The 16,138-nt window shown below is 70.8% G+C and carries 11 protein-coding genes; 6 read left to right on the forward strand and 5 right to left on the reverse strand.

Annotated elements, in window-relative coordinates:
- The first annotated feature begins 115 nt into the window (after positions 1-115).
- The 3 genes from ACH4U8_RS12495 (at position 116) to ACH4U8_RS12505 (ending at position 4,063) form a co-directional block, all read left to right on the forward strand.
- Complete coding sequence (locus ACH4U8_RS12495) at positions 116-637, forward strand: AAA family ATPase (protein ID WP_395777414.1); 522 nt, start codon at positions 116-118, stop codon at positions 635-637.
- A gap of 212 nt (positions 638-849) precedes the next feature.
- Positions 850-3,162 carry a collagenase gene (locus tag ACH4U8_RS12500; RefSeq protein ID WP_395777416.1) on the forward strand — a complete coding sequence of 771 codons (2,313 nt, stop codon included), beginning with the start codon at positions 850-852 and terminating at the stop codon, positions 3,160-3,162.
- Positions 3,163-3,448: 286 nt separating this feature from the next.
- Complete coding sequence (locus tag ACH4U8_RS12505) at positions 3,449-4,063, forward strand: isochorismatase family cysteine hydrolase (RefSeq protein WP_360307085.1); 615 nt, start codon at positions 3,449-3,451, stop codon at positions 4,061-4,063.
- Here ACH4U8_RS12505 and ACH4U8_RS12510 read toward each other — a convergent pair.
- Positions 4,009-5,079, reverse strand: a complete 1,071-nt coding sequence (locus ACH4U8_RS12510) for a hypothetical protein (RefSeq protein WP_395777417.1) — start codon at positions 5,077-5,079, stop codon at positions 4,009-4,011. The two genes, ACH4U8_RS12505 and ACH4U8_RS12510, sit on opposite strands and share 55 nt — an antisense overlap.
- Positions 5,080-5,356: 277 nt before the next feature.
- Complete coding sequence (locus tag ACH4U8_RS12515) at positions 5,357-6,976, reverse strand: ABC transporter substrate-binding protein (protein WP_395777419.1); 1,620 nt, start codon at positions 6,974-6,976, stop codon at positions 5,357-5,359.
- A 198-nt stretch (positions 6,977-7,174) separates the two neighbouring features.
- On the opposite strand from ACH4U8_RS12515, the gene ACH4U8_RS12520 reads away from it, so the two are divergent.
- On the forward strand, positions 7,175-8,287 hold the full coding sequence (locus ACH4U8_RS12520) for a LacI family DNA-binding transcriptional regulator (RefSeq protein ID WP_395777420.1): 1,113 nt from the start codon (positions 7,175-7,177) through the stop codon (positions 8,285-8,287).
- Between the two features lie 96 nt (positions 8,288-8,383).
- Here the strand turns inward: ACH4U8_RS12520 and ACH4U8_RS12525 are convergent, their stop codons facing one another.
- Positions 8,384-9,847 (reverse strand): aminobutyraldehyde dehydrogenase, encoded by a 1,464-nt coding sequence (locus tag ACH4U8_RS12525; RefSeq protein ID WP_395777422.1) that lies wholly within the window; start codon positions 9,845-9,847, stop codon positions 8,384-8,386.
- A 159-nt stretch (positions 9,848-10,006) separates the two neighbouring features.
- On the opposite strand from ACH4U8_RS12525, the gene ACH4U8_RS12530 reads away from it, so the two are divergent.
- Positions 10,007-11,323, forward strand: a complete 1,317-nt coding sequence (locus tag ACH4U8_RS12530) for a TetR/AcrR family transcriptional regulator (protein WP_395777424.1) — start codon at positions 10,007-10,009, stop codon at positions 11,321-11,323.
- Between the two features lie 87 nt (positions 11,324-11,410).
- On the opposite strand, the gene ACH4U8_RS12535 is transcribed toward ACH4U8_RS12530, so the two are convergent.
- A complete protein-coding gene (locus ACH4U8_RS12535) occupies positions 11,411-13,084 on the reverse strand; it encodes a flavin monoamine oxidase family protein (RefSeq protein ID WP_395777426.1) in 1,674 nt (557 codons plus the stop codon).
- 462 nt (positions 13,085-13,546) lie between these two features.
- On the opposite strand from ACH4U8_RS12535, the gene ACH4U8_RS12540 reads away from it, so the two are divergent.
- The gene (locus tag ACH4U8_RS12540) at positions 13,547-14,263 is read left to right on the forward strand and encodes a DUF3152 domain-containing protein (RefSeq protein WP_395777428.1); all 717 of its coding nucleotides are present in this window, start codon (positions 13,547-13,549) and stop codon (positions 14,261-14,263) included.
- A gap of 99 nt (positions 14,264-14,362) precedes the next feature.
- On the opposite strand, the gene ACH4U8_RS12545 is transcribed toward ACH4U8_RS12540, so the two are convergent.
- Positions 14,363-16,042: an FAD-dependent oxidoreductase gene (locus ACH4U8_RS12545; RefSeq protein ID WP_395777430.1), complete on the reverse strand. Its 1,680-nt coding sequence runs from the start codon at positions 16,040-16,042 to the stop codon at positions 14,363-14,365.
- Positions 16,043-16,138 lie beyond the last annotated feature (96 nt).

The raw sequence follows: 16,138 nt of genomic DNA on the forward strand, positions 1-16,138 counted from the left end.
CCGGCCGCCGACGAAGTCTCGCCCGCTCCGCCACACCGCCGCCGGGCCGCAGGGTGGCGGGGTGGCGGGGTGGGCGTCACACCCGGGCGGCGGGCAGGCGTTAGCCTCGGGTGCCATGATCGTATGGCTCAACGGCACCCACGGCGCGGGCAAGACCACCACCAGTGCCCTGGTGCAGCAATTGCTTCCGGATTCACGGGTGTTCGACGCCGAGAAGGTCGGCGAGACGCTCATGGACATCACGCCGGGGTTGCCCGCGACGGACAACTTCCAGCATTGGCCGCCGTGGCGGCCCCTCGTCGTCGAGACCGCCCGCCGCGTCCTCGACTACACCGGCGGCACGCTGGTGATGCCGATGACCGTCCTGGTCGAGCGGTACTGGCGCGAGATCAGCACGGGCCTTGCCCAACACGCCATTCCCGTACGGCACTTCGTGCTCCACGCCGACCAGGAAACGCTCCGCGGGCGGATCGAGGGGGACACCGTCCTCGGCCCCTCGCTCTTCCGTCTCCGCTACCTGGAGCCCTACGCCGAGGCGGCCCGCACCTGGCTGCACGGTGCGGCCGAGGTCGTCGACACCACGCACCTCACGCCGGCCCAGGCCGCCCGGCAGATCGTGGAGGCCGTCCGGGGCTGAGGTCCGGCCGGCACGCGAGGACCGGCGCGGAAGGCCCGCGTCGCACGATTCCGTCGACCGCGACCTGGCGATACGACGGCGTTTCAGGTGTGGCGGTCGGCAATTCCGGCCGAGACCCTTCCGGCGCGCTGCGACATGTGCAATGTTACATGTCGCATATCGAGAGGCCGCGTGCTCCCACGCGGCCAACAACGGCTCCGGAGGCCCCACAAATGCGTTCCTCCCGGATATCGAAGGCCAACCTGCGCAGACTCCCCGCGTTCGGCGTGGCCTTCTTCCTAGCGCTCGGCCTGTTCGCGCCGCAGGGCCAGGCCGCCGCTGCCGGCGCCGCGGCCCCGACCGCCGCGAGCGTCGGCAAAACCGCGGCCCCCGCGCCGCGGGCGATCCCGGTCCCCAGGTCACCCGACGCCAGGACCGACATCCTCGGCGCCAAGATCTCCTCGCAGGAAGGCGCCGAGGAGTCGGCCCCGCCGGCCGCCCCGACCGCCGAGGCCGGCCGGCAGTTCTCGGCCGCCGCGGACGAGTGCGGCGACCTGTCCGGCGTGATCAACGCGACGGGCGGCACGCTGATCCAACAACTCAAGGCGCTGCCCAGGGTCACCTGTACCTACCCGCTGTTCAACCTCACCGGGGCGAACGCGGGCACGGCCTTCAACGAAGCCAAGATGGTGACCGTCGCCGACGCGCTGCGCGATGCCGCCGCGACGTATCCGGGCAACAACACCACCTCCATCGGGCAACTGGTGATGTTCCTGCGCGCCGGCTACTACGTGCAGGACAACAACGCGGACGCCGTGGGCGCCTACGGCCCGGCACTGGACACCGCGGCCCGCGGCGCGCTGGACGCCTTCTTCGCCTCCCCGCACAGCAAGGACGTCACCGACGCCAACGGCGAGACCCTCAACGAGGTCGTCACGCTGATCGACAGCACCCACACGGCCGGCCGGTACGTCGGTGTGGTCAAGTGGCTGCTCACCGGCTACGACGCCACTTGGCCCAGCCGGATGACCCTCTCGGTGGAGCACGTCGAGTGGGTCGTCGAGAACGGCTTCAAGGCCAAGAACGACAGCCGCGGCTGGCGGGCCGCACTCAAGGCCGACCCCGCCATCCTGGACACCTGGGCCGCCTTCATCACCCGCAACAACGCCCAGTTGAACCGCCTGGACGTGGTTGGCAACGTCGGCCGCTACCTCGGCTACGCCCTCGACATCCCCGAGCTCAAGGACCGCGTCCGGCCGCTGCTGAAGGACCTGATCAACCGCTACCCCAACGTCGGCCCCACCGCACCGCTCACCATGAACCTGGCCTGGTACACGCGCCAGTTCGACCGGAACAACTGTGCGGCCTACGCCATTTGCGATCTCGCCGACCGGGTGCTCCCGGTGGTCCTGCCGATCCAGCACACCTGCAACCCGAACCTGAAGTTCCGCGCCCAGGACATGTCTCCCGGGCAACTCGCCACCGCCTGCGCCGGCCTGGTCAACCAGGACGCCTACTTCCACCGGGTGATCGGTGACAAGGGCGCGATCCCCGGCGACGTGAACACCAACCTCGAGGTCGTCGCCTTCGACGACTACACCCAGTACGCGCTCTACGCCTGGGCCATCTACAACATCGACGTCGACAACGGCGGCATGTACGAGGAGGGCAACCCCACCCAGGCCGGCAACCAGGCCCGCTTCATCGCCCACGAGGCCGACTGGCTGCGTCCTTCCTTCGAGATCTGGAACCTCAACCACGAGTACACCCACTACCTCGACGGTCGCTACAACATGTACGGCGACTTCGACGCGAGCCTGACCACACCGACCATCTGGTGGGTCGAAGGCATCGCCGAGAACATCTCGTACGGCTACCGCAACGAGCGCAACTCCGCCGCCATCGCCGCGGCCGGCAGCAAGACCTACAAGCTCAGCGAACTGTTCGACACCGTCTACGGCCAGGACGAGGACCCCGACGTCAACTCGGACCGCGTCTACCGCTGGGGCTTCCTGGCCGTCCGCTACATGCTGCAGGCGCACCCCGCGGACGTCGAGACCGTGCTCGGCAAGTACCGCACCGGCGACTGGAACGGCGCCCGCACCTTCCTGAAGCAGACCATCGGCACCGGTTACGACGCCGGCTTCGCCACCTGGCTGACGACCACCTGCGCCACCGACGACTGCGGCCCGCTGCCGGAGGCGTCGGCCACCCCGCTCTGCACCATCGCCGACCCCCGTCAGTTCGACAGGAACTGCCGCCGGGAAAACCTCGCCGCCACCGCCGGCAACTACAGCTACCACTTCCTGTACCTGCCGGCCGGCACCAAGGAACTGACCATCACCAGCAGCGGCGGCACCGGCAACGCCGACCTGTACTACGGCGGCGGCACGTGGGCCACCACCGGCAATTACCAGGCGAAGTCCACCAACGCCGGCAACGGCGAAACCCTGACCGTCACCGCCCCGCCGTCCGGCTGGGTCTACTTCAGCCTCGCCGCCACGCAGACCTTCGGCGGCGTGAGCGTCACCACGCAGTACAAGTAACCCGGATCCGCCGAACCCCGCCCCCGACGGGGGCAAACCATGGCCGAGGCCACCCGACGCTCGTGTCGCCGGGGCCTCGGCCATGCCGGCGCAACGATGCCGACGGACGCGCACCATGCTTGGCGCCGAGCCTCCCGGCCCTACCTCGCCGGGGCCGGGAAGTTCGGCGCGCGCCGCCGGGCCGCCCCGGCGCCGTCCGCCCGTGATCCCGAACGGGGCGCCGGGTGTGGTCGGGTCGGGCAGACTGGCCGGTGACGTTGATGTTGCCGTTCGGCAAGGAGCTGCCATGTCCGAGACCTTCCGCCTGGACCCGGCGAAGACCGCGCTCGTTCTGATCGAGTATCAGAACGACTTCACCAGCGAGGGCGGGGTGCTCAACGAAGCCGTGGCCGCAGTGATGGCGAAGACCGGCATGCTCGCGAACACCGTGGCCCTGGTCGAAGCCGCCCGCGCCGCGGGCGTGACCATCATGCACGCCCCCATCACCTTCGCCCCCGGCTACGGCGAACTCTCGCGTCACCCGTACGGCATCCTCAAGGGAGTCGTGGAAGGCTCGGCATTCGTCAAGAACACCTGGGGCGCGGCGATCGTGGACGATCTCGCCCCGGCCGAAGGCGACATCGTGATCGAAGGCAAGCGCGGCCTGGACACCTTCGCGAGCACGAACCTCGACTTCATCCTGCGCAACAAGGGGATCGACACGATCATCCTCGGCGGCTTCCTCACCAACTGCTGCGTCGAGTCGACGATGCGCACCGGGTACGAGAACGGCTTCCGCGTCATCACCCTGCCGGACTGCCTCGCCGCCACCTCCCAGCAGGAGCACGACAACGCGCTCACCTACGACTACCCGATGTTCTCGGTGCCCATGACGTCGGCCGAGGTCATCGCCTGCCTCTGAGCCCGTGCGGCGGACCGTCGATCGGGACGCGTGTCGGCGAGGCGGTCCAGGTGCTCCTGCGCGGTACGCGCGACGGTCGACGCGTCGTGGGCCGTGCGCTGCGCGCGGGCCAGTTCGGCCTCCGCCTCGTCGGCCGCTTCGTCGAGGCGGGCCGCTTCCGTTCGGGACTCGTCGAGTCGACGGGCCGGTTCCTCGGCGGCGGCGTCGGCCTCGTGGTGGCGCTCCCGGGCGGCCTCGGCGTCCGCGCCGCGTTCTTGGGCCGCGCGGGCGGCGCGGCGTGCGGACTCCCGGGCGGTCTCGGCGTCGGCTCGGGCGCGGGCGAGGTCGGCCTCGTACCGTTTCCGGGCGCGTTCATCGGCACGCCGATCCGCCGTGCGGGTGGGTTCGGCGCCCGCTTCCTCGGCCTCGGGAGTGGTGCCGCGGCCGCGTTCGGCCGTTCGGTGCGATCCGGGGCGCTCGGCGACGGCGGGCGTGCGTGCCGCCGGCTCGGCGGTCGCGGTGGGACCGAAGGCGCCGTCGGGGTGCAGTGGGCCGGTGAGCCTGCCGTCGGCGAGCATCCGTGCGGCGTCCGGGTCGGCGAGGGCCGTGTTCAGGGTGTCCTGGAGGTCGCGGCGGGCGGCGTCGCCGACGGCGGGGTGTCCGCGGGCCGCGGCGAGGGCGAGGGCCTCGCGTTGGAGGGCGTCGATCACCCGGTGGCGCCGGCGGGAGAGGTCCCGCAGTTCGGCGCCGTGCAACTGCTCCTGGGCGGCGCGCATGGCGGCACCCAATTCGAGGAACGCGTCGATCTCCTCCCGCTGTTCGCGGACCAGGAGGTTCGCGAGCCAGGCCGCGAGCACCGGTCGCCGGAGCCCGCCGATCCGCCCGGCCGCGGCCCGGTCCCCGGCGGCCCGGGCCGTGCGGGCATGCGCGTCGCGGGCGGCGACGAACTCCTCGGGGTCGAGCCCGTACAACTCGTGGACGACGGCGTCCTCGTCGACGCCGTCGCCGTCACGACTCGGCGTCTCGCGCGTACTCATGACCCCATGGTGGTCCTTTGCCCACCGCCACGCCCGCCGTCGGGCGGAAGCCGGCGTGTCGTGAACGCCGCCGGGAACACCCGGCCGAGCCCGGTCCGCTTTGCTGTCGGAGCGGCCGGCCGGCGTGCGCGACGGTGACGGTGCGCGGACACCGCAGCCAATCGCAGACACTGCGGACAACGAGGAGTCGCGCACGGGCGTTCATCGTGGTTCGCAACCCTGGGGCGGTCCGCCGGTGCGCCAGTGGCACCACCGCGCGAAGCCCGAGCGCGGTTCGTCAGTTCGCGGCACCCAGGGTAGCGGCCCAGGGGAAGGACAGTTGGGTGATGTTCGGGGTGGCGCCGGTGACGCGCTTGCCCTGGTAGAGGGACAGCGGCGAGTCCCAGAGCGGAATCAGGGGCATCTCGCGCAGCGTGATCTGCTGGAGTCCGGCCGTCAGTTGGGCACGGGCCGCCGGGTCGCCGGTGCCCAGCGCCTGCTGCGCGATCGTGTCGTACTCGGCGTTGGACCAGCTCCCGTAGTTGGCGAACTCGCCGGTCTGCATGGTCTGGTAGAACTCCAACGGGTCGGGTGTCAGGTCGTAGCCGCTGGTGATCAGCAGGTCGATGCCGGCCCGGGTGGACGGGTCGGTGAACAGCGCGGTGTACGCGTCCGGGGCGATGGTGCGGAGTTCGACGTCGAGGCCGATCTCCTTGCCGGCGGCCTGGATGGCGTTGGTGCCGACGGTGATCTCGGGCGCCAGGTTGCTGGTTGCGACGACGATCTTCCTGCCGCCGGCGCCGGCTTCGGCGACGAGCTTCTTGGCCCCGGCCACGTCCCGGGTGATCGGAGGCAGCGCGTCGTACTGGGCCTTGGCCTGCTCGACCGGCAGGGTCGCCCAACCGGCGGCGGGAATGCCCGCCTTGGCGACGGTGCCGTAGCCGTTCAGGCCCGCCTGGATGATGCCCTCGCGGTCGATCGCCATGGACAGCGCGCGTCGTACCCGCACGTCGCCGAGCGCGCCCTTGAGGCTGGTGACGGCGGCCGAGTAACTGCCGGTGATGTCACCGAAGTACAACTTCCCGTCGCCGGCCTTGAGCTTGTCGTACGCGTTGGTGGGCAGCAGGTAGCCGCCGTCGACCTCGCCGGTGAGCAACGCGTTGGCGCGCGCGGCGGGGTCCTGGATGAAGACGAACTCGACCTCGCCGGTCTTGGGCATCAGCGCGCCGTCCCAGTACGCGTCGTTCTTCCTGATGGTGATGGACGTGCCCGGCTTCCACTCCTTGAGCGAGAACGGGCCGGTGCAGTTCACCCCGCCCTTCGGATTGCCGTAGTCCTTGCCGGCCCTGGCCAGGAAGGCGGCGCTCTCGATGATGCCCGGCGCGGCGCCGAGTTGCTCGTTGAGCAGGACGTTCGGGCGCTTGAGCTTGATGGTGACCTCGAGCGGCGCGGACTCCTTGATGGACTCGACGTCCTTGAAGACCGTGCTGTACGACGAGCCGACCGCCGGGTCCATCTGGCGGGTGAGGCTCGCGACCGCGTCGGCGGCGGTCATCGGCGTGCCGTCGTGGAACCTGACATCGCCACGCAGGGTGTAGACCCAGGTCAGCGGGTCCGGGTTGGCGAAGCGGGCGGCCAGAGCGGGGGTCGTCTTCAGGTCCGGGGTGGTGCGGAGCAACGATTCGCAGACGTTCGTCAGCACGGTGTTGATCGGGTAGTCGAAGGCGTACGCGTAGTCCAGGGTCTGCGGTTCGGCGTACAGCGACCACTTGACGTGGTCGAGCGGTCCCTTCGCCGCGGGCGTGTCGTTGCGGGTCGTGAAGCCCGGGTTCGAATCCGACGACTTGTCGTCGCCACCACCGGAGCACCCGACGGCGGTCAGCGCCACCGCGGCGGCGAGAGCGGCGATTTTGGGCATGCGCAAGTAACCCACCTCTTTCGGAGGGAGAGCAAAAGGCGCGGAGACGGATACCGAGCGGCACGCGTCAGGACGGGTGCCGGTGAGTATTGACGCGGGAACGTTCCGGCGCAAGGGTTTGCGGGAACGATTCTCGGGTGTCACGGGAACGTGATCCGAGGCTGTCTGACGACCCGTCACTTTGTCAGGATCGAGGCCATGAACGAACCCGAACGTCCGGTTGCGCAAAGCGCGGTGGGCAGGGGAGCGGCCCCCACACCGCAGACCGGCCGCAACACGTTTGGGGCCCGCAACCATCGCGCCGCTCCGCGGGTGCGCCTGGTCGATGTCGCGCGCGAGGCGGGACTGTCCAAGACCACCATCTCGGCCGCGCTCAACGGCACCGGCCGAATGTCGGACGAGGCGCGCGCGCACGCCCGCGACACCGCGTGGCGCATGGGGTACCGCCCCAACGTCACCGCGCGGTTGTTGCGGGCCGGCCATACCCGGCTCATCGGCATCGCCGTGCGCGAGTACATCGCGGAGCCGTGGGTCTACCTGGAACTGCCGTATTTCACGCAGCTCGCCCATGCCGGCGCCCGTGCCGCACTGGACCACGGCCACGCACTCGTGCTGTTGCCGAACCACGCGCCGCGCGAGGAGTGGACGGACCTGCCGCTGGACGCGGTGTGCGTGATCGACCCGATGATCGACGATCCGCTCGTCGACCACCTGCTCTCGGCCGGCACCCCGGTGGTCACCGACCGCCGGGTCGAGGGGCGCCGGGGCGGCTACTGGGTCGAGACCGACTACGGAACCGCCGTGCGCGAGGTGCTGGACCATCTCGCCGAGCAGGGCGCGCGCGACATCGCCCTCGTCGCGGCCGGCAGCGACACCCGGTACACCCGCAACGCCCTTCTCGCACAGGCCGATTGGTCGGTGCGGCGGGGCATCCGCACCCGTGTCGAGACGGTCTCCGCGCCCGGTCACGCGCCGACCCTGGAGGTCGTCGGCCGGCTTCTCGGGGACGCCGGCGAGCGGCCCGACGCGATGATCGTGCTCACCGAGGTCAGTCCACTCCTGGTGTTGGACGCCGCACGGCGGCTCGGTTGCCGCGTCCCGGACGATCTGCTCGTGGTCAGCGCGAGCGAGGACGGCGTGGCCGCGCACACCGACCCCGCGGTGACCACGCTCAGCATGCAGCCCGCGCTGATCGCCGAGGCCGGCATCCACCTGCTGGTGGAGGTGCTGGATCTGGGCATCACCGAGTCGCGCGGCGTCGAGGTGCCCACCCGGCTGGACATTCGGGCGTCCTCGCTGCGCGCCCGGTAGGCCCGGGGGCTGCCGGGGGCACCTCCACCGACGCGTCGGGCCTGCGGGCAAGGGGTGCCCGCGGCGGATTCGGGCCCGGCGTATCGGCGTTGCGGCTCACCCGTTGGCGAACGCCTCCATCGGCAGGTAGGCGCCGCCGTTGAAGGTCATCACGTGCTTGATCTGCGTGTACTCCTCCAGGGCGTACACCGACATGTCCTTGCCGTAGCCGGATTGCCCGAAGCCGCCCTGCGGCATCTCCGAGACGAGCGGCAGGTGGTAGTTCACCCACACGCAGCCGGCCGCGAGTTCGCGGGTGAAGCGGTTGGCGCGCACCAGGTCGTTGGTCCAGACCGACGCGGCGAGACCGTACGGCGTGCCGTTGGCGAGGGCGAGCGCCTCGTCGTCGGTGCCGAACGGCTGGATGGTGACGACCGGTCCGAACACCTCGTTCTGGACGATCTCGTCGTCCTGCCGGACGTCGGCGACCACGGTCGGCGGGAAGAAGTAGCCCGGGCGGGGCATGCGTCGGCCGCCGGTCAGCACGCGCGCGTGGCTCGGGAGCCGGTCGATGAAGCCCTCGACGGCCGCCAGGTGGTCCGCGGTGCTCATCGGCCCGTAGAACACGCCCTTCTCGTGCGGTGCGCCGCAGGTGATCCGGTCGGTGGCGGCGACGAAGCGGGCGGTGAAGTCGTCGAAGACGCGTTCGTGGACCAGCAGGCGGGTCGAACCGGTGCAGTCCTGGCCGCCGTTGTAGAAACTCGACATGGCGAGCGGCTCGACGATGGTGTCCAGGTCCACGTCGTCGAACACCACGGCCGGGGCCTTGCCGCCGAGTTCGAGGTGCAGCCGGGTCAGTTGCGCGCCCGCCGCCGCCGCGACCTGGCGGCCCGCGCGGACCGATCCGGTCAGCGACACCAGGCCGGCGACGGGGTGCCCGGCCACCGCCTCACCGGTCGCGCGGTCGCCGGTGACCACGTTGAACACCCCCGGCGGCAGCACCCGGGCGGCGAGTTCGGCGAGCAACAGCGTGCTGGACGGGGTGGACTCGGCCGGCTTGAGGACCACGGTGTTGCCGGCCGCGAGCGCGGGGGCCGCCTTCCATACGGCCATCGGAAGCGGGAAGTTCCACGGGGTGATCTGGCCGACGACGCCGATCGGCTCCCGGCGTATGTAGGACGTGAAGCCCTCCAGGTATTCGCCGGCCGCCCGACCTTCGAGCACCCGCGCGGCGCCCGCGAAGAACCGCAGGTCGGTCATGGCGGTGGCGATGTCCCACTGCTCCAGGGTGTCGCGCGGCTTGCCGGTCTCGCGCGATTCGAGGTCGGCGAACTCGCCCGCGTGCCGTTCGACGGCGTCGGCGAGCAGGTAGAGCGCGCGCTGCCGCGCCGCCGGGGTGGTGCGGTTCCACTGCTCGGCTGCGGCTTGGGCGGCCTGGTAGGCGGCGTCGACATCCGCGGCCGAGGACAGCGCGGCACTGCCGAAGACCTCCTCGGTCGCCGGGTCGACCAGATCGCTGGTGCGCCCGTCGAGTGCCGGGGTGTACGCGCCGTTGATGAAGTTCTCGCGCCGGATCGTCATTTCCTGCTCCGTTCGGTGCCTACGAGTGGTCGGTCGACTACTTGTACCGCAGTCGTGACGACAAGTGCTACCACTTGGTCTAAATTAAGGGGTGGGGATGCGGGGCAGCCTGCGCGGCTTGATAGCTTTGCCGCCCGTCGCCTGCCAAGAGGGTGTGCAATGGCTGTCCGCAAGGCCGCGCGTCACTACGCGACCGGGTTGTCCCGCCGCGCGCAGATCCTCGACGCCGCGGACGGGTTGTTCCGCGAGTCCGGCTTCGGCTCCCCGTCGCTGCGGGAGATCGCGAAGGCGGCCGGCCTGTCGCACCCGGGCCTGTTGCGCTACTTCGCCTCGAAGGAGGAACTGCTCGACGCGCTGCTCGACCGCTACGAAGGGGCGGCCCGGGCGCCCGGCGGGCCGATCGCCGGACCGCCGCCGCCCCTGCTCGGCGACGGGCCGGCTGCCGAACCGGAGGCCGGGACCCCCGCCGAGCCGCCCGGCCCGGACCGCATCGTCGCGGCCGCCCGCCGCAACGCCGCCGTCGCGGGGTACCCGGACCTCGTCACCGCACTGGGGGGCGAGGCGACTCGGGCCGACCACCCGGCACATGCGCGGATGGGCCGCCGCTACCGCGAACTCCGCGCGTGGACCGAGCAGATGCTGAGTACCGCCGTCCCGGCCGGCGGGCTGCGCGCCGAAGCCGATCGGGTGGTCGCAGGCTGGGAGGGCCTGCAATTGCTCGCGCTCTACGACCCGTCCGGAATCGACGTCGCCGCGTGCCTGGAACGCTACCTGCACGGGCTCGGGCCCGAGCACGCGGCGAACACCGCCCCCGCCGCGCCACCGCGCTGGACCCTCGACGAACTCGTGGCACGTGACGCCGAGGAATTCGACCGGCGCACCGGCTATGCCTCGGGCCGGGAGCGCCGCGCCCGCATCCTCGACGCCGCGACCGCGTTGTTCGGCGCGCGCGGCTTCCACGGCATCAGCATGCGCGAGGTCGCCAAGGCGGTCGGAATCTCCCACTCGACGTTGCTCTACCACTTCGACGGCAAGGACGAGTTGCTGCACGCGGTCCTCGCCCGCCAGGACTATCTGACGATCAGCCTGGGCGCCGTCGCCGGCGATACCGGGCTGCCCGGCCGGTTGAGCGCCGTGGTCGAGGCGTCCCGGCGCGTGGCCTACGAGACGCCGGGGCTGCGCGAGCTGTTCTCCGTCCTGTCCGGCGAGGCGGTCGCCCCCGGCCATCCCGCACACGCCTACTTCGAGAAGCACTTCGCGGTGAGCCGCCGGTACTTCACCACCATCTTCGAACACCTGGCCGCCCGGGGGGAGTTGGCCCCGGGACGCGGCCCGGAGCAGGAGGCGGTGTGGCTCCTGGCGCTGTGCGAAGGGTTGCAACAACAACGGCTCTACGACCCGGAGATCGACCCGCCCGGACTGCTCGCCACGAGCATCGGGCGGGTGCTGGACGTGCCCGCGCCGCCGGCCGGCTGAGCGGGTCGCGCCGTCTCGGGTGACCTGCCGGCGACTTCGGCGCCCCGGTCCGCCGGGGTGCCGTCGGCCGAGTGGGGTCGGCACCGATCAGATCCGGGCCAGGATCTCGCCCGCCGCGCGTTCGCCGGACACCACCGCGGCGTTCAGCGTCGCGCCGTAGTCGCTGGTGTGTTCGCCGGCGAAGTGCACATTGCCTTCCTGCGCGGCCTCGTACCCGCCGAACGTGGTGCGCTGTCCGATCCTGTAGTAGTGGTACGCGCCGTAGTGCCACGGGTCGCGTGACCACTGGTCCTCCCAGGCCAGGCCGTTGTACGCGGCGCGGGTGCCGGGCAGCAGGTTCTCGATCTGATCGAGCAGGAACCGGACGTCCGCGGCCGGCGCGGGACCGTGGGCGGCACCGGTGTAGCGCCGGTCGGCGGTGCGGCCGCCGGGGAAGTTCACCAGGAGCGCGGGCGCGCCGTCGTCGCCGCGCTCGACCGAGCCGTCCCACGCGGTCTGGTAGCCGTCCGGGCCGGTGTTGGTGATGCCGTTGCTGCCGGCGGCGGGCCAGGTCTTGCGGTTCAACTGGAGCACCAGCTTCGCGTGGTGGCCCATGCCCTGCTGTGCGATGGCGGTGCGCTTGAGCGAGGTCAGACCGGCCCGGGACAGGTCCACGTCGCGCAGCGTGCGGAACGGCAGGGCCAGCACCACGTGGTCGGCCACGACATCGACGAGCCGGCCGCAGTTGTCGAACGTACACGTGTAGCTGCCGGTGCCGTTGCGTCGGACCGCGACCAGCTCGTAGCCCTGTTGGACCGAGCCGGCCGGCAGTTCGTGCACCATGCCGGCGACCACCTGGTCGTTGCCGCCCTTGAGGTGGTACAGCTCGTCGAAGCCGCCCTCGTCCGAGGCGGACGCCTTGGCGAGGGTGGCGCCGGAACCGTAGAAGCCGACGAAGCTCAGCGCGGACACGTCGGATCCTTCGCCGCCGCTTTCGAGTTGGCGGGTCTGGATCATCCGGCCGAGCGGCGAACGCGGGTCGATGCCGATGCTGCTCATGTAGTCGAGGAAGGACATCCGGTCCAGTCGGCGTGCGGTGGGGGTGGAGTTCCGGTAGCTCGGCGAACCCATGTTCGCGAAGTCCGCGTCGACCGCGGGCAGGAACGGTTCCAGGTCCTCGATGTAGGTGGTGTACCTCGCGTGGTCGATCCACGCCCGGTAGTCGCCGGTGTACAGGCCGCCGCCGTGGTGGATCTCGGTCTCGATGCCGAAACGCTGTGCCAGCGCGAGGAGTTCGACATCCTCCGTGCTGATGAACGAGCCGCCGTGCTCGCTGACCTGGCCGTCCCTGAAGTAGTTCCTCAGGGTCCAGCACCGCCCGCCGACGTGCGTGGTGTCCGCCTCGTACACGGTCGACGCGATGCGCTCCGGTCCGGTCCAGAGCCGGTGCGCGCAGCGCAGGCCCGCCAGTCCGGCGCCGACCACGACCACGCGCGGGTCGCCCGCCGCCGACGCAGCCGAGGGCGAGAGCAGTCCGCCGGGGAGCGCGGACACCGCCGCCACCATGCCGGCCGCGCCGAGGAGTCGACGCCGGTTCAGGACGGGCCCTTCCTGCGCCGCGCGCTCGCGGCGGCGCTCGGTGTTCTCGGCGATGGTGCCCGCGAGTTCGGCGGCGGGCAGGCCGCGGCGGCGGGCCTCGCGGCGCAGCGAGATGGCGGCGCCGAACGGATCGGGGGTGCCGACTCGGGTGGTGGAACGCAGCAGCGATTTTTCGGGCTTCACGGAAGAGTCTCCCTTCATCCGGGAACGCAGAAAACGCACGCGGGCCATGCCAAGGAGAGGGCAATTCCCAACGCTACAAAGGTGGTTGGCCCAGTGGTCGCAACGTGTGTGCGGACCCATTCGTCGGAGTGAATCGTGTACTTTCCACGATGTCAACGGCGTTCCGGCTCGCGCCATTGGAAGACTTTTCCCGCACTCGAAAACTGTGCCCTTTTCGATGCCGTCGACGCTTTCCCTTCGCACCGGTCGGCAATCCGCGCGATCTCCTGCACCGTGTCGCGACCCCTGCCGCAGCCGTCGCCGCGGAACGACTGCCGAGTCCGCCTGCGCCGTCGCGTCCCCCGCTCGCGAGCGGCATCGGTGGGTACGAGAGAATATTGCTCGTCCCGGACGAGAGCAGCGGCTCGCCTTCGGTGATCGACGGATGTCTGAACCAGGAGACGACGGGGAGTCGGATCGATCGTGAACCGGGTACGCGGAACTCTCTCGCCGGCCGTTCTGGTTTCGGCCCTGCTCTTCGCGACGGCCGGTTGCCAACCGGGGGACAAGGAGGGCGAGGAGTACTTCACCGGCGTGGCGGATACGCGGCCGTACGACCAGTGGCTTGCCGCGCGGTCGGAGATACCGGCCGATCTCGCGCTCGGCGGGCAATTCCGCACCGTGCCGGGTCATGACGCGGCCAAGGGCGGGGATCGGGTGCTGCGTTACCGCGTTCAGGTCGAGAAGGGCCTCGAACTCGACGGGCGAAACCTCGCCCGCGCGGTGCACGAGACGCTCAACGACGCGCGCAGTTGGGGTGGCGACGGCACGATCGGCCTGGAGCGCGTGAGTTCGGGTGCGTCTTCGTTCACCGTGACCGTGGCCAGTACGGGAACGGTCAATTCGTGGTGTGCGAAGGACGGTTTGGATACCGGTGAGCAACGGGTTTCCTGCAATGTCGCCTCCACCCGCCGGGTGATGCTCAACGCGTGGCGCTGGGGGACGGGATCCGCCACCTACGGCGACGATCTGGCGAACTACCGACGCATGTTGATCAACCACGAGGTCGGTCATCGCCTCGGTCACCTGCACGAGACGTGTGCCCGATCCGGCGCCCCCGCACCGGTCATGATGCAGCAGACCCTGACCCTGGTCACCGGCGGCGCCACGTGCCGGCCCAACCCGTGGCCCCGTCCGTAGTCGGTGCCCGGGAGCACCACCGCGCAACGGGACGACGGCATCGGCCCGTTCGGCACCGAGCGCGGCCGTAGGGGCCGCACCCGGTGCCGAAGACCCGGGTCAGCTCTGCCCCAGGACCTCCTTCGCCGCCCGCTCGCCCTCGGTCGCGCCGCCTTCCATGAAGCCCTGGAAGTCGTACGACGTGTGCTCGCCGGAGATGTGTATGTTGCCCTGGCGGGTGCCCTCGTAGCCCGCATGGCGGTGCAGGTAGCCGACCGGCCAGTACGAGTAGGCACCCAGCGAGTACGGGTTGTTGGTCCACGAGGAGAGCTGGGCCTTGCCGGTCCACTGGGCCTTCGTGCCGGGGAAGAGGTTGTCGATCTGCCCCAGGTAGGTGCCGGCCAGGTTCGCGACGTAGGCGTCCTGCTCGGCGGTGTTGAACGGGCCGGCCGGGTGGAGACCGGAGGCGCGGGTGCCGCCGCCGTACTGGATGAGCACGCCCTTACCGCCCGGCTGGCCCTTGGTGGTGTCCCAGGTCTGCTGGAAAGGCAGGTCGGTGAAGGCGTCCCCGGCGGCCACGCCCGGCCAGGGTCCCAGGCCGTTGCCGTTCGCCCCGAGCCAGGTGCGCTTGGCGAACTGCATGTTGAGCTTCGAGACGTGGCCCATGCGCGCGGCGCGGAGCAGGTTCGTCATCGGCGGGTCGAAGTTCGCCCGGGTCAGATCGAGGCCCTGGAGGATCGGCAGCGGCACCGCCAGGATCGTGTGGTCGGCCGTCACCGTCGTCGTGGTGCCGTCGTTGTCGAAGGTGAGCGTCTGGGTGCCGTCGCCGTTCGCCCGGACGGCGACCAGCCGGTGTCCCATCCGCACGGTGCCGGGCGGGAGCGCGGCGTTGATGGCGTGCGGCACCTGGTCGTTCCCGCCGACGACGTGGTACCGCTCGTTGGAGCCGCCCCAGATGTTGAAGTGCCCCGGGTTCGACTGCCAGCCGAGCATGCACACGGCGGCGTAGGCGGACTGGTCCACGGTCTCCGCGCCGTATTCGACGGTGTAGGCCACGTCGAGGAACCGGCCGAGCTTCGACGAGGAGCCGCCCGGCGTACGAGAGTCGATCCAGTCCCGCAGGGTCGTGTTCGAGATCGTGGTGCCGGCGGGGGTGGTTCGGTTCCAGGTGACGTCGCCGCACTCCTGGTAGTCCCGGCGGACCGCCTGATACATCGCCTTGAAGTCCTCGTCGGCCTGCGCACGCGGGTAGTAGGTGTTGTCGAACCACAGGGTCTCGACGGCGCCGTTGGGCCCGGAGCCGGCGAAGTCCACGGTGGTCAGCCCGAATCGACGGCACAGTTCGAGCATCTTCTTGTGCCCGGTGTCGATCAGCTCGCCGCCGATCTCCGAGGTCTGGCCGCCGCCCCAGTAGGTCTGTTGCGAGTACATCCGCCCGCCGATACGGGTGGGATTGGCCTCGTAGACCGTGCACTTCACCCCGGCGTCGGCCAGGGTCAGCGCTGCCGTCAGGCCGGCGATGCCGGCGCCGACGACGACCACCCGGCCGGGGTTCACCGGCGGTCTCGCGGCGGTTTCGCCGGCGATCGCCGGCCGGGACATCCCGGCGCCGGCCAGGCCCAGGCCCAGACCCACCACGCCGGCGCGCTTGATCAAGGTACGCCGGCTCGGTCCGGTCGGGTCCGCGGCGGCCTCGGCGCGGATCTCCCGGAGCTCGCCGACGGGCATGCGCAGGGCCGCTGCGGCCCGGTGGTCGGCGGCCATGCCCTGCAGGGCGGCCATGGCACGGGTTCGGCTCATCGTGATGCTCCTTGGCGAGAGGTCGGTTGCCCGGCCCGGAGGCCGGATGTTCCGGGCATGGCGAAGCCCCCGGGTTGTACGCGGAACCGGATGGGA

This window comes from Embleya sp. NPDC020886 (assembly GCF_044333915.1).
In the GTDB taxonomy this organism is placed as follows: Bacteria; Actinomycetota; Actinomycetes; order Streptomycetales; family Streptomycetaceae; genus Embleya.

Excerpts from the sequence above, each read along its gene's own strand:
- ACH4U8_RS12495 (WP_395777414.1), top strand. The coding sequence starts at position 116 with ATGATCGTATGGCTCAACGGCACCCACGGCGCGGGCAAGACCACCACC.
- ACH4U8_RS12500 (WP_395777416.1), top strand. The coding sequence starts at position 850 with ATGCGTTCCTCCCGGATATCGAAGGCCAACCTGCGCAGACTCCCCGCG.
- ACH4U8_RS12505 (WP_360307085.1), top strand. The coding sequence starts at position 3,449 with ATGTCCGAGACCTTCCGCCTGGACCCGGCGAAGACCGCGCTCGTTCTG.
- ACH4U8_RS12510 (WP_395777417.1), bottom strand. The coding sequence starts at position 5,079 with ATGAGTACGCGCGAGACGCCGAGTCGTGACGGCGACGGCGTCGACGAG.
- ACH4U8_RS12515 (WP_395777419.1), bottom strand. The coding sequence starts at position 6,976 with ATGCCCAAAATCGCCGCTCTCGCCGCCGCGGTGGCGCTGACCGCCGTC.
- ACH4U8_RS12520 (WP_395777420.1), top strand. The coding sequence starts at position 7,175 with ATGAACGAACCCGAACGTCCGGTTGCGCAAAGCGCGGTGGGCAGGGGA.
- ACH4U8_RS12525 (WP_395777422.1), bottom strand. The coding sequence starts at position 9,847 with ATGACGATCCGGCGCGAGAACTTCATCAACGGCGCGTACACCCCGGCA.
- ACH4U8_RS12530 (WP_395777424.1), top strand. The coding sequence starts at position 10,007 with ATGGCTGTCCGCAAGGCCGCGCGTCACTACGCGACCGGGTTGTCCCGC.
- ACH4U8_RS12545 (WP_395777430.1), bottom strand. The coding sequence starts at position 16,042 with ATGAGCCGAACCCGTGCCATGGCCGCCCTGCAGGGCATGGCCGCCGAC.